The sequence below is a fragment of the Glycomyces albidus genome (genome assembly GCF_009451885.1).
Taxonomy (GTDB): Bacteria; Actinomycetota; Actinomycetes; order Mycobacteriales; family Micromonosporaceae; genus Glycomyces; species Glycomyces albidus.
In genome coordinates this window covers 37,581-49,619 of the sequence record NZ_WIAO01000004.1, presented here as the reverse complement: position 1 = coordinate 49,619, position 12,039 = coordinate 37,581, and the positions used below count along the sequence as shown (strand labels likewise).

General features: G+C 71.3%; 14 protein-coding genes. 10 read left to right on the top strand and 4 right to left on the bottom strand.

Annotation, left to right across the window (positions count from 1 at the left end; translation table 11 throughout):
* Positions 1 to 21 precede the first annotated feature (21 nt).
* Complete coding sequence (gene rpmB / locus GFD30_RS04850; RefSeq protein WP_030157716.1) at positions 22 to 213, bottom strand: 50S ribosomal protein L28; 192 nt, start codon at positions 211 to 213, stop codon at positions 22 to 24.
* A gap of 273 nt (positions 214 to 486) precedes the next feature.
* Here rpmB and GFD30_RS04845 point away from each other — a divergent pair, with 273 nt between their 5' ends.
* The 9 genes from GFD30_RS04845 (at position 487) to rnc (ending at position 9,002) form a co-directional block, all read left to right on the top strand.
* Positions 487 to 1,737: a hypothetical protein gene (locus GFD30_RS04845; protein WP_153024094.1), complete on the top strand. Its 1,251-nt coding sequence runs from the start codon at positions 487 to 489 to the stop codon at positions 1,735 to 1,737.
* A 74-nt stretch (positions 1,738 to 1,811) separates the two neighbouring features.
* Positions 1,812 to 3,413 carry a DAK2 domain-containing protein gene (locus tag GFD30_RS04840; protein WP_153024093.1) on the top strand — a complete coding sequence of 534 codons (1,602 nt, stop codon included), beginning with the start codon at positions 1,812 to 1,814 and terminating at the stop codon, positions 3,411 to 3,413.
* Positions 3,410 to 5,623 carry an ATP-dependent DNA helicase RecG gene (gene recG, locus GFD30_RS04835; RefSeq protein WP_153024092.1) on the top strand — a complete coding sequence of 738 codons (2,214 nt, stop codon included), beginning with the start codon at positions 3,410 to 3,412 and terminating at the stop codon, positions 5,621 to 5,623. The genes GFD30_RS04840 and recG overlap by 4 nt, the downstream gene beginning before the upstream one ends.
* A gap of 31 nt (positions 5,624 to 5,654) precedes the next feature.
* Positions 5,655 to 6,212 (top strand): 16S rRNA (guanine(966)-N(2))-methyltransferase RsmD, encoded by a 558-nt coding sequence (gene rsmD, locus GFD30_RS04830; RefSeq protein ID WP_153024091.1) that lies wholly within the window; start codon positions 5,655 to 5,657, stop codon positions 6,210 to 6,212.
* The gene (gene coaD, locus GFD30_RS04825; RefSeq protein WP_322632948.1) at positions 6,209 to 6,700 is read left to right on the top strand and encodes a pantetheine-phosphate adenylyltransferase; all 492 of its coding nucleotides are present in this window, start codon (positions 6,209 to 6,211) and stop codon (positions 6,698 to 6,700) included. The genes rsmD and coaD overlap by 4 nt, the downstream gene beginning before the upstream one ends.
* A gap of 62 nt (positions 6,701 to 6,762) precedes the next feature.
* Positions 6,763 to 7,275 carry an SPFH domain-containing protein gene (locus GFD30_RS04820; RefSeq protein WP_407648972.1) on the top strand — a complete coding sequence of 171 codons (513 nt, stop codon included), beginning with the start codon at positions 6,763 to 6,765 and terminating at the stop codon, positions 7,273 to 7,275.
* 227 nt (positions 7,276 to 7,502) lie between these two features.
* A complete protein-coding gene (locus GFD30_RS04815; RefSeq protein ID WP_153024088.1) occupies positions 7,503 to 8,072 on the top strand; it encodes a YceD family protein in 570 nt (189 codons plus the stop codon).
* A 27-nt stretch (positions 8,073 to 8,099) separates the two neighbouring features.
* Positions 8,100 to 8,273 carry a 50S ribosomal protein L32 gene (gene rpmF, locus GFD30_RS04810; RefSeq protein ID WP_322632947.1) on the top strand — a complete coding sequence of 58 codons (174 nt, stop codon included), beginning with the start codon at positions 8,100 to 8,102 and terminating at the stop codon, positions 8,271 to 8,273.
* A gap of 12 nt (positions 8,274 to 8,285) precedes the next feature.
* The gene (rnc, locus tag GFD30_RS04805; protein WP_153024086.1) at positions 8,286 to 9,002 is read left to right on the top strand and encodes a ribonuclease III; all 717 of its coding nucleotides are present in this window, start codon (positions 8,286 to 8,288) and stop codon (positions 9,000 to 9,002) included.
* Positions 9,003 to 9,086: 84 nt separating this feature from the next.
* Here rnc and mutM read toward each other — a convergent pair whose 3' ends face one another.
* The 3 genes from mutM to GFD30_RS04790 form a co-directional block, all read right to left on the bottom strand.
* Positions 9,087 to 9,917: a bifunctional DNA-formamidopyrimidine glycosylase/DNA-(apurinic or apyrimidinic site) lyase gene (mutM, locus tag GFD30_RS04800; protein ID WP_322632946.1), complete on the bottom strand. Its 831-nt coding sequence runs from the start codon at positions 9,915 to 9,917 to the stop codon at positions 9,087 to 9,089.
* A gap of 25 nt (positions 9,918 to 9,942) precedes the next feature.
* Positions 9,943 to 10,584: a helix-turn-helix transcriptional regulator gene (locus tag GFD30_RS04795; RefSeq protein ID WP_194201849.1), complete on the bottom strand. Its 642-nt coding sequence runs from the start codon at positions 10,582 to 10,584 to the stop codon at positions 9,943 to 9,945.
* A 159-nt stretch (positions 10,585 to 10,743) separates the two neighbouring features.
* Positions 10,744 to 11,481 carry a CAP domain-containing protein gene (locus GFD30_RS04790; RefSeq protein WP_153024084.1) on the bottom strand — a complete coding sequence of 246 codons (738 nt, stop codon included), beginning with the start codon at positions 11,479 to 11,481 and terminating at the stop codon, positions 10,744 to 10,746.
* A gap of 354 nt (positions 11,482 to 11,835) precedes the next feature.
* On the opposite strand from GFD30_RS04790, the gene GFD30_RS04785 reads away from it, so the two are divergent.
* Positions 11,836 to 12,024, top strand: coding sequence for a hypothetical protein (locus tag GFD30_RS04785; protein ID WP_153024083.1), 189 nt, complete (start codon positions 11,836 to 11,838; stop codon positions 12,022 to 12,024).
* Positions 12,025 to 12,039: the final 15 nt, after the last annotated feature.

The following is a 12,039-nucleotide window of genomic DNA, read 5'->3' as shown; positions in this document are numbered from 1 at the left end:
AAGTCTTCTCGGCGTCAGCCCTTAACGGGTGACCTTGCCGGCCTTGATGCACGAGGTGCAGACCTTGGCGCGGCGCTTGTTGTCGCCGGAGCCAGTCGCGATGCGGATGGTCTGCAGGTTCGGGTTCCAACGACGACGGGTCTTCTTGTGGGACCACGGGACGTTGTTGCCGAAGCCCGGGCGCTTGGCACAGACTTCACACACGCTCGACATAATCCAAAACTCCTGCTTGACGTTCAATCGACCCGCCTGCAGGCGGGCAACCCGGTAATTCTAACGGACCCGGATGACCCCTGCCCATCCAGGTCAGGGGACCTGCGCCACAGCCGCGCCGGCGCGTCCAACCAGGACGCCTCTCCGCTGCTCTGTACTGTGGCGGCTGCCGCCGTCCGCTACCGTCGGTGACTCTAGGATGGGCGTTGATCCCGTAGGCTGGCCGCATACAGATGATGTGCCGATGCCCATAGCTTCTTTGGTGAGTCGAACATGAGCAACACCCCGCAGCAGCCTGCCGACGGTTGGCAGTCCCCGCAACAGCCCCCCGTGTACCGGCCCAACGAGCAGCCGCCGGAGGAACCCCCGCCGTGGTCGCCCGAGAGCCAGCGGATGTCGGGGATGAGCCAGCAGCAGGGCCCGATCGAAGAGGACGGGACCGTCAAGTACGTCGGCGGCCCCGGCCAGCCGTCGCCGCCCCCGTTCGGCCCGCCCCCGGGCGTCCCGATCTCCCCGTTCGACCAGCCGGCGCAGTCGCCCCAGCACATTCCTCCCCAGATGCCGCACCAGATGCCCGCGGCCGACCCGTTCGGAGGCGGCGGCGGGGTGCCCGTCTCCGGAATGCCGGTCTCGGGCATGCCGCCGGTCTCGTCGATCCCGGCTTCGGGCATGCCGGTCTCCGGTCCCGCCGGGCAGTACGGCCAGCAGCCGCCTTACGGCCAGCCGCCGTTCGGCGGCGGCCAGTTCGGCCCCCAGGGCGGCCAGCTCGTCCCGGTCTCCGGCGGCGGCGGGGCGCAGCCGTGGGGTGCGCCGGACACCATCAAGCGCAAGAAGAAGGGCGGCAAGGGCCCGATGTGGCTCCTGCTCGTCGGCGTCGTCGTCATCGCCGTCGCCCTGGGCGTGGGCGGCTTCATCCTGTTCAATCCGGGCGGCGATCCGAGCGACGAGCAGACCGGCACCATCCAGGGCACCTCGCAGGAGGCCGAGCCGTCCGGCGACGCGTCGCCCTCCGGAGACGCGTCGCCCTCGGGCGATGCCACCCCGAGCGGGGAACCGTCCTCCGAGGCTCCTGCGGCGCCCGCGGCGGACACGGTCCTCGCGAACGAGGGCTCGGGTCTGAGCATCCTCGTCCCCGAGGGTTCGACCGAGGCCGCGAGCCCGCCCGCCGCGTTCACCGACGCCACCGGCAGCACGTTCGGCGGCACCGGCCCGACCGTCTACTTCGGCACCCTCGACAACGCCGCGATCGGCGTCGCCGAGGACGTCAACCTCGAGACGCTCGGCACGAACCTCCAGAACATCGCCGCCGGGTGGGCCGGCGGCGCGGCCGAGAGCCCGACCGGCGGCCAGTACCGGGTGGACGCCCGCGCCGCGTACTTCAACACGTTCACGGTGGCCGGGAGCACGGTCATGACCGCGGTCGTCCAGAACGGGAGCAGCTACGTCGGCTTCGTCGGCGTCGCCACCCCCGAACAGGTCGAAGCCCTCGAAGCGGCCCGCACCAGCATCAGCTTCGGCCCCTGACCGAGGCGGCTCTGGGGGAGGACGCGGCACCGACCGGTACCGCATCGTCCCCCGGAGGCGTATTCTCATGGCCCGTGGTGGAAATACCTGAGACCGGACGCCAGCTCCTCGACGCGGACATCATGCGCGAATGGGCCGCGCGCGGCATCGACACGTTGACCCGCCACCGGCGCGGGGTCGACGAGTTGAACGTGTTCCCCGTCGCCGACTCCGACACCGCGACGAACATGCTCGCGACCCTCCAGGCCGCCTTCCAGGGCGCCACCCCCGGGCTCGGGCTCGAGGCGCTCCTCGACGAGGCCGCCGGGCGGGCCCTGCTGTCGGCCCGCGGGAACTCCGGGGTGATCCTCGCCCAGATGCTCCGCGGTCTCGCCGACGCCTGGAACGCCGACGCGATCGACGCGAAGGGCTTCGCCGCGGGCCTGCGCTCGGCCACGGACGCCGCGACCGGCGCCGTCGCCGTCCCCATGGCCGGCACCATCCTCACCGTCGCCGAGTCCGCCGCGTCCGCGGCCGCGAAGGCCGCGCCGTTCGGGCTCGTCTCCGCGGCCCGCGCGGCCGCCGAGGGCGCGGCTGAGGCGGTCGCGGCCACCCCCGGGCAGCTTCCCGCGCTCGCCCGCGCCGGCGTCGTCGACTCGGGGGGCCTCGCGCTCGCGCTGCTCCTGGAGGCGCTCGTCGCGACGCTCACCGGCTCGGTACCCACCGGCGCGCTCGACCTCCTCGAACGCCACCGTGTGCGCGCGGTCGAGGAGACCGAGGAGGTCCCGCGCGAGACCGGCTCCGAGGTCTTCGGCTACGAGGTCCAGTACCTGCTCGAAGCGGACGCCGAGGCCGCGTCGGACCTGCGCCACCGGCTCACCGATCTCGGCGACTCGGTCGTCATCATCGGCTCCCGCGCCGCCAGGGACGTCACCACGTTCAACGTCCACGTGCACGTCAACGACATCGGCGCGGCCATCGAGGCGGGGATCGAGCGCGGCCGGGTCCACCGGATCTCCGTGACCCGCTTCGCCGACGGCGCCGAGCACGCCCATCCGGTGCCCGAGCCGCCGCCGGTCGAACCGAGGCGGCGCACGGTCGTGGTCGTCACCGCCGCCGCCGCCGTGCGGGCGCTCCTCGCCGGAGAAGGCTGCCGGACCGCCACCGCCGCGACCGTCGCCGCCGAGCTCGCCGCCGTGCGCGACGGCGGCGCGCTGAGCGCGGTCGTCCTCGTCGACACCCACGAGGCCGCCCGCACCGCCCGCAAGGCCGCGCAGGCCGCCCGCCGCGACGGCTACCGGGTCACCGTGATCCCCACGGGCGCGGTCGTGCAGAGCCTCGCCGCGGTCGCCGTCCACGACCCCGACCGGCAATTCGACGACGACGTCACCGCGATGGCCGAAGCGGCCGCCGCCTGCCGCACCGGTGAGGTCCGCGAACGCGACGGCGGCTTCGCCGTCCTCGTGAGCGGCGAGACCGTCCGCACCGCCCCGGACGCGGCCGAGGCCGCCCGCGACCTCGCCGACCGGCTCTGCGCCGCCGGGGCCGAACTCCTCACCGTCCTGCCCGGGAGCGGTTCGAACACCGAAACTGTCACAGCCCTGAGCCATCATGTGCGCGAGGCGTGGCCGACCGTGGAGATCCAGCAGTTGGCCGCCTCGGACGACGAACCGCTGCTGCTGATCGGAGCCGAATGACCGTTGGGTTGGAGACCCGGCTGCGCGAGGTCCTGGGCAAGAAGACCGCCGAAGCCCTCGCCGACGGACTGGGCCTGGAGACCGCCGGGGACCTCCTCGCGCACTACCCGTTCCGCTACGCGCAGCGCGGCGAGCGCACCGACCTCGCCTCGCTCGGGATCGGCGACGACGTCACCGTCGCCGCCCAGGTCCGCGCCGCCGTCAAGAAGACCTTCACGCCGCGGTCGGGCCGGGGCCGCGGACGCGGCGGCCGCGGGGAGCTCCTCGAGGTCATCGTCGCCGACGAGGCCGGGCGCACCCTGACCCTCACGTTCTTCAACCAGGGCTGGCGCGCGAAGGAGCTCGTCGCCGGACGCTGGGGCCTGTTCGCCGGCAAGGTGGCCCAGTTCCGCGGCCGCCTCCAGCTCAACTCGCCCCAGTACCAGCTCCTCGCCGAGGACGCCGACGACCCCTCGAGCGCCATCGAGGAGTTCGCCGGGACGCTCATCCCGGTCTACCGGTCCACCGCCGAACTGCCGACCTGGAACATCGCCAAGGCGGTCCACACCGTCCTCGGCCTCGTCCCCGACCCGCCCGACCCGCTCCCCGCGCCGCTGCGCGAGCGCCTCGGCCTCCTCGAGTACGGGGCGGCGCTGCGCCAGATCCACCGGCCCGAGTCCCACGAGTACCTCGGCGCGGCCAAGAAGCGCCTCAAATGGCAAGAGGCCCTGGTCATGCAGACCGTGCTGGTCCGCCGCAAGGCCGAGTCCGCGGGCGAGGCGGCCAAGCCGTACCCGGAGGGCGGCGCGATCCTCGACGCCTTCGACGCGCGGCTCCCGTTCGACCTCACCGACGGGCAGCGGCAGGTCGGCGCCGAGATCGCCGCCGAACTCGCCCGCGAGCACCCGATGCACCGGCTGCTCCAAGGCGACGTCGGCTCCGGCAAGACCCTCGTGGCCCTGCGCGCGATGCTCCAGGTCGTCGCCCACGGCGGACAGGCCGCGCTCCTCGCCCCCACCGAGGTCCTCGCGGCGCAGCACCACCGGTCGATCGCCGAGATGCTCGGCGACCTCGCGAACGGCGGCCAGCTCGGCGCGCCGCCGGAGGCCACCCAGGTCGTCCTCCTCACCGGCTCGGCCACGGCCGCCCAGCGCCGCCCGGTCCTCGACGCCGTCAAGACCGGCGCCGCCGGCATCGTCATCGGCACCCACGCGCTCCTCTACGACGGCGTCGACTTCGCCGACCTCGGCCTGGTCGTCGTCGACGAGCAGCACCGCTTCGGCGTCGAGCAGCGGGACGCCCTGCGCGCCAAGGCGCAGCGGCCCCCGCACACGCTCGTCATGACCGCCACCCCGATCCCGCGCACGGTCGCCATGACCGTCTACGGCGACCTGGAGACCAGCCGCCTCACCGAACTCCCGGCCGGCCGCAGCCCCATCGCCACCCACGTCGTGCCCTACACCGACGGCCGCTGGATGCAGCGCACCTGGACCCGCATCCGCGAAGAGGTCGCCGCCGGGCGACAGGCGTACGTCGTCTGCCCCCGCGTCGGCGATGCCGACCAGAAGAACGGCGGAGGAGAGGACGCCGACGCCGTCGGCGGCGCCGACGGCGACAAGCGCCCGCCGCTCGCCGTCACCGACGTCATCGAGCAGCTGCGCGCCGACCAGCTCAGCGGCCTGCGCCTGGGCCTCCTCCACGGCCGCCTCGACGCCGACGAGAAGGACCGCGTCATGCGCGCCTACGCCGCCGGCGAGATCGACGTCCTGGTCGCCACCACCGTGATCGAAGTCGGCGTCAACGTCCCCAACGCCACCGCGATGGTCGTCCTCGACGCCGAGCGCTTCGGCATCTCCCAGCTCCACCAGCTCCGCGGCCGCGTCGGCCGCGGCAGCCACCCGGGCCTGTGCCTGCTCGTCAGCGAAGCGATGGAGGGCTCGCCGTCGCGCGAGCGCCTCGACGCCGTCGCCTCCACCACGGACGGCTTCGCGCTGGCCGAGCTCGACTTGGAGCAGCGCCGCGAAGGCGACGTCCTCGGCGCCGCCCAGTCCGGCATGAAGTCGCACGTGAAGCTGCTGTCGCTGCTGAAGGACGCGGACATCATCGCCGCGTCCCGGGCCGAGGCGACCGCCCTGATCGAGGCCGATCCGGAGCTCGAGCGCTTCCCCGACTTCGCGGCCCTCGTCGACGACCTCGCCGCCGACCGGGGCGAGTTCCTCGAGAAGGGCTGAGGCGGCCGGGGCGGTCTAGACTTGGGCGCAAATGACTAGGATCATCGCCGGCAGCCTCAAGGGCCGCCGCCTCGCCACGCCCCAGGGCGACCGCACCCGGCCGACCTCGGACCGGGTCCGCGAAGCGCTGTTCAACTCGCTCGCCCCCGGCGGCGACCTCGACGGGCTCCGCTTCGCCGACCTGTACGCCGGCTCCGGCGCGGTCGGCATCGAGGCGCTCTCCCGCGGCGCCGCCGCGGCACTGTTCGTCGAGTCGCACGCGCTCACCGCGAAGCTCCTGCGCCGCAACCTCGCCGACCTCGGCGTCACCGGCGGCGAAGTGATCTGCGCCCCGGTCGAGAAGGCGCTCCAGAGCGCCCCGGCCGAACCGTACGACATCGTCTTCGCCGACCCGCCCTACGCCGTCACCGACGCGGCGGTCGCGGGCGTGCTCGAAGCGCTGGTCGAACAGGGCTGGCTCGCCGCCGACGCCGACGTGGTCGTCGAACGCGGCGGCAAGGACGCGTCCGTCCCGTGGCCGTCCGAGATCGCAGAAGACCGCGTCCGCCGCTACGGCACCACGGCACTTTGCTACGGTCACGCCCTGTGAAACCTGAAGCCCGAATCGCCGCCTGCTCCGGGTCATTCGATCCGGTGACGTACGGTCATCTCGACATCTTCGCGCGCGCCGCCCAGCTGTACGATGAAGTGTGGGTCGCGGTCTTCCACAACGCCTCGAAGAACGCGCTCTTCAGCGTCGAGGAACGCGTGGAACTCCTCACCGAGACCACGGCGGACCTGCCCAATGTACGAGTGGCGTCCTTCCAAGGACTGGTCGTCGACTTCTGCAAGAAGCACAACGCCGGAGTGCTCGTCAGAGGCGTCCGCGCGGCCTCCGACTTCGACTACGAACTACAGATGGCCCAGATGAACTACGGTCTGGCGGGCATCGAGACGGTGTTCATCCCGACCAACCCCCTGTACTCGTTTCTGTCGTCCTCGATGGTCAAGGACGTCACGAAATGGGGCGGCGACGTCTCGTCGCACGTGCCGGAAATCGTCCAATCGCGACTGATCGAGCGCTTGCGGCAGGATTAGCCACAGTTTCCACCCTCATCCGGGACAATGTCCCCATGACAGACATCGACGGGAGCAAATCGGTGGGTGCGCTCGACCGGATCGAAGAGATCATCGCCTACGTGGAGCAGGCCAAGGCCGTACCCATGTCGCGGGCCTGCAAAGTCGACCGGGCCGAGATGATCGCCATGCTCGAAGAGCTCCAGAACGAACTCCCCGGCGACCTCCGCCGAGCCGAGGCCATGCTCCAGGAGCGCGACAACATCATCCACGCCGGCGAGCGCGAGGCCGAGCGGATCATCGCCGAGGGCGAGGCCGAGCACGCGCGCCTGGTCTCGCGCCACGAGATCACCGTCTCGGCCGAGCACGAGGGCAACCGCATCATCGCGGAGGCCCGCGGCGAGGCCCAGCGCCTGCGCGACGAGGTCGACGAGTACGTCGACACGACGCTCGCCAACTTCGAGCAGTTCCTGCACCGGGCCCTCTCGGGCGTCGAGCGCGGCCGCGACAAGATGCACACCCTGCGCGAGATCGGCAGCTTCGCGCCGTCGCAGCAGGAGCAGTTCGAGGACGAGAAGCCGCTCCCGCAGATCTAAGGCCGTACGGGGGCGAGCGCGCCGGCCTCGGCGCGGCCTCCTCCGGACGGGTCGGCTCCCCGCCCGGGCTCCGCGCTCGGGCGCGGCGGGTCCGGTCCGGGATATCGCCGAGATCACGTCCGCGCCCGGCTCCGACCTGGGTTGGGACCGGCGCCGGAGCTGATGTAGCATTACCGGTCGGCCTCGATCGAGGCGCATCTCCCTGACTGAAGGACCGCAGCACACCCATGACGACGACCGCTCCTGATCCCGCCGCGCCGCTGGTGTTCGACACCGCGGAGCTCGGGCGCAGCTCGGGCACGACGATGCACGTCGCGCTCGAGGTCCCGGCACCCGCCGGGCTCGGTCTCGCGGGGTACGCCGTCCCGGAGTCGTCCCCGCTCGACCTCGACTTCACGCTGACCGCGGTCAGCGAGGGCGTCCTCGCCGACGGCGAGGTCGCGGCGGTCGCCGAGGGCGAGTGTGCGAGGTGCCTCGCACCCGTCCAGGACGCTCTCAGGGTCCAGGTGCAGGAGCTGTACGCTTATGAAGGCTCCGTCACCGATGCGACCACCGAAGCCGACGAGATCATGCGGCTCAGTGGGGATCTGCTCGATCTGGAGCCCGCGGTTCGGGACGCGCTGGTGCTGGCAATGCCGGTCACCCCGCTGTGCCGGCCTGACTGCCCGGGGCTGTGCGCCGATTGTGGCGTCCCCTGGGACGAACTGCCCGACGACCACGCTCACGAGACCGTGGACCCCCGTTGGGCGGGTTTGGAGAAGCTTCGGCTCGCCGACACCGACGGCGAATCGAAATAGCACAGCGAATAAGTATGGAGTTCTGAAGTGGCTGTTCCGAAGCGTCGTATGTCGCGCAGCAACACCCGGCACCGTCGGTCGCAGTGGAAGGCGACGCCGACCCAGCTGGTCGAGTGCCCGCAGTGCCACGCCAAGAAGCGCGGCCACCAGGTCTGCGAGGTGTGCGGCACGTACCGTGGCCGCCAGGTCCTCGAGGCCTAAGTCCTCCCGCTTATGGGCGACAAGGCAGTACAACATTTCGAAGCGGTGTTCGGGGTCAGGGATATCGACCCCGACCTGCTGCGTCTCGCCCTGACCCACCGGTCGTACGCGTACGAGCACGGCGGGCTGCCCACGAACGAGCGCTTGGAGTTCCTCGGGGACTCCGTGCTCAGCCTCGTGGTGACCACTGCGCTCTACAAGAACCACCCGAACCTGCCCGAGGGGCAGCTCGCGCGGTTGCGCGCGTCGGTGGTCAACATGAAGGCGCTGGCCGGCGTGGCCCGCCGCATGGGCGCGGGCGGTATCGGCCCGCACCTCCTGCTCGGCAAGGGCGAGGAGACCTCGGGCGGCCGCGGCAAGAACTCGATCCTGGCGGACGCCGTGGAGGCGCTGCTCGGCGCCGTCTACCTGCAGTACGGGGTGGAGGTCGCCAAGCGGGTGGTGCACCACTTCTTCGACCCGCTCATGGAGGCCGCGGCCGGTCAGGGCGCGGCCCTGGACTGGAAGACCAGCCTCCAGGAGCTGACGGCCGACTCGGGTCTCGGCGTGCCCGAGTACCGGATCACCGAGTCCGGCCCGGACCACGCCAAGGAGTTCACTGCGTGGGCCGTGGTCGCGGGCGAGGAGTTCGGCGAGGGTTCGGGCGGTTCGAAGAAGGACGCCGAGCAGATCGCCGCCAAGCTCGCGTGGCAGGTGCTGTCGGAACGCCTCGGCGTCAAGCAGCGGTAATCGACTTCCGCGAGGGGCGGCACCGGGTCTCCGGTGCCGCCCCTCGCGCGTCGCCACGTGAACGTACGGACGGGCGGGAACCGCCTACCGCTGGCACTTCGGGCAGTAGTGCGCCGAGCGGTCGCCGATGACCTCGCGGACGATCGCGGTGCCGCAGCGCTTGCACGGCTGGCCGGCGCGGCCGTAGACGGCGAGTTCGCGGGCGAAGTAGCCGGCCTCGCCGCGCGCGTCGACGTACAGCGCGTCGAAGGAGGTCCCGCCGACGGCGAGCGATTCGGTGAGGACGTCCCGGACGTGCCCGAGCAGTTCGAGCGCTTTGCGGCGGGTGAGGGAGTCGCCGGTGCGCCGGCCGCGCAGGCGGGCGCGCCACAGGGCCTCGTCGGCGTAGATGTTCCCGACGCCGCTGATCCAGCCCTGGTCGAGCAGGGCCTTCTTGACCTCGATGCGGCGCTTGAGGAGCCGGTCGGCGCTCGCCGACGCGTCGAAGGACGCCTCGAAGACGTCGGGGGCGATGTGCCCGAGGGTCTTCGGGACGGGCCCGTCCATCTCGGCCAGCTCCCAGAACCCGAAGGTCCGCTGGTCGATGAACCACAGTTCGCGCGCGTCGGTGAACGTCATGCGCCCGCGCAGGTGCTTGTGCGCTTCCCGGCCGTCGGTGACGACGTGGAGCTGGCCGCTCATGCCGAGGTGGCACACGAGCCCGCGTCCGTCGTCCAACGCGAGCCACATGAACTTGCCGCGGCGGCCGCTGCCGGTGATCTCCACGCCCTGGAGGCTCGCCTGGAAGTCGGCGACGCCGGGGGCGTGGCGGCGCACGGTCCGCGGGTTGTAGACCTCGACGGCGCTGATGCGTCCGCCGCGGAAGGCCGCGTCGACCCCGCGGCGGACCGTCTCGACTTCGGGGAGCTCTGGCACGTTTCAAGTATGCCCGGGGGAGCGGCTAGCTCAGTTGCGGGTGCTTCTCGCGGACCGTGTCGATGCCGTAGTTGATCGCGAAGGCGATCGCGGCGAGGCGCGAGTTCACGCCGAGCTTGCCGAGCACGTTCTGGACGTGGGACCGGACCGTCGAGACGGAGACGCCCATCTGGTCGGCCATGTGGCTGGTCGGCTCGCCGCGCACGATCCGGCGCAGCACGTCGTCCTCCCGGGGCGTCAGGTGGTGCGCGAGTTCGAGCGCGTCCTGGTCCCCGAGGAGCGGCGCGGGCTGGAGCGCGGCCCGCAGGAGCTGCGGGTCGTAGTACGGCGGGCTCGCCAGGCCGGCGTCGATCGCCCGGAGCAGTTCGCTCGGCAGGATGTGGGTGTTCGCGATGCCGGCCGCCGAGACGGAGACGGCTTTGCGGAGCACCGAGCCGTCCTCGCGGTCGGTGATGAGGAAGACCGGTCGCTTGCAGTCGGTCAGGACCCGGTTCCGGGAGACCGCTTCGAGTGCGACCAGGCAGCAGTCGACCTGTGCGTCGGCGGCGGCGAGCGCCTTGGCGCTGCGGGCCTCGATGGGGAGGTCGCCGCGTCGGTGGAGCAGGGGTCGAATGCTGGCGGAGAAGACCTGATTCGGGTCGTACAGCATGACACGCACGGTTGGCACCTCATCCTTCGGGTGTTCTACGGTCGCCTCCCCAGATGCGCGCCCTTCAGGCGGCCACCCCAGCATGACTGTTGGTAATCGCCCAGTCCAGCGTTGAGTCGGATGGACGACAGAACGAGGTCCGGGGGCCGTTCACCTGCGATAATGCAGGGCCGCAGGCTAACCGAACATCTGCACCCAGTAGATGGTGCCGTCGCGGTCGTACGCGCCGATGCCGATCACGTCGTAACCGCAGTTGAGGATGTTCGCGCGGTGGCCTTCGGAGTTCATCCAGCCCTCCATGACCGCCTCGGCGTCCGGGTAGCCGTACGCGATGTTCTCGCCGACGCCGCCCTCGTAGCCCTGGGCGTTGGCCCGGTCGGTGGGGGAGCGGCCGTCCTGCGAGGTGTGGTCGAAGTAGTCGTTGACGGCCATGTCCTCGGCGTGGAGGCGCGCGGCCGTGTCGAGGCGCGAGTCGCGCTCCAGGCCGCCGCAGCCGTTCTCGCCGCGCCGGTCGTTGACGATCGAGAGGACCTCGGCCTCGGCGTCGGCGTGGGGCGCGTCGTCGCCGCCGCCTTCGTCCTCGCCGCCGCCTGAACCGCCGTCGTCCGCTTCCGCGGTGGTCGAGGGCGCTTCCGCGGCTTCGGTGGTCGGCTGCTCCTCGGCCTCCTGCGGGAGGATATCGGCTTCCTTGACGTCCGCCGGCGGCGGCGAGGCGGGGCTCTCGGCCGCGGCTTCGGCGGAGGTGACGCTCGCGGTGGGGCCGTCGACGGCCGCCTCGGTCCCGTCCAGTGGCGACGCGACCGCCCACAGTGAGGTCGCGCTGGCCGCGAGGCCGAACGACGCCAGGATGGCGATGAGCATCCGGCGGCGGCTCTCGGCGGGGTCGCGGTGGCGCCCGCCCTGGAGTCTTCGCATGGGGGTACGGCTCCGTCGCGGGGTGGAAAATACACGTGGGTAGTTCGCGTTTCCGGGGACCCTACCAGGTTCGAACCGCCCGCGCACTGAGCACGCAGTGAGCGTGCGCCTACTCCATCCCCCTTCCGGGTGTGACCCCCGTCGAATCGGGTGGGCAAAGCATGTGCAAAGCTTGACGAAGACCGCCGGAAAGGCGGAAGATAGTGGGTGACGGCCAGTGTTCACGAGCCGTGCTCCACTGGTCCGGCAAGGGGCAATCGGCCCCGGCGGCTAAAAAAATTCACTCAGCAAATGCGACGTTTTTCATGGTGCGTACGCCAACGCCACCAGACGACGTGATCGCAAGGAGAAACTATGGCGAAAGCCCTCTACGGCCACATCGGCCAGGCTCCCAACAAGCGCCTGCTCGAAGAAGTGGTCCAGCTACGTGCGCGGGTACGCAACCTCGAGACCGAGCTTGCCGAGCTCCGGTCCCGGGACGCCGAGATCGAACAGGATCAGGTCGAGGAGTTGATGCGGCTGCACGAGCCCGCGTTGACCTAGACCGTCACTCGCACA

Coding starts and splice junctions, on each gene's coding strand:
- GFD30_RS04815 (WP_153024088.1), top strand. CDS start 7,503: ATGACGACGACCGCTCCTGATCCCGCCGCGCCGCTGGTGTTCGACACC.
- GFD30_RS04845 (WP_153024094.1), top strand. CDS start 487: ATGAGCAACACCCCGCAGCAGCCTGCCGACGGTTGGCAGTCCCCGCAA.
- rpmB (WP_030157716.1), bottom strand. CDS start 213: ATGTCGAGCGTGTGTGAAGTCTGTGCCAAGCGCCCGGGCTTCGGCAAC.
- GFD30_RS04785 (WP_153024083.1), top strand. CDS start 11,836: ATGGCGAAAGCCCTCTACGGCCACATCGGCCAGGCTCCCAACAAGCGC.
- GFD30_RS04790 (WP_153024084.1), bottom strand. CDS start 11,481: ATGCGAAGACTCCAGGGCGGGCGCCACCGCGACCCCGCCGAGAGCCGC.
- rsmD (WP_153024091.1), top strand. CDS start 5,655: ATGACTAGGATCATCGCCGGCAGCCTCAAGGGCCGCCGCCTCGCCACG.
- recG (WP_153024092.1), top strand. CDS start 3,410: ATGACCGTTGGGTTGGAGACCCGGCTGCGCGAGGTCCTGGGCAAGAAG.
- rnc (WP_153024086.1), top strand. CDS start 8,286: ATGGGCGACAAGGCAGTACAACATTTCGAAGCGGTGTTCGGGGTCAGG.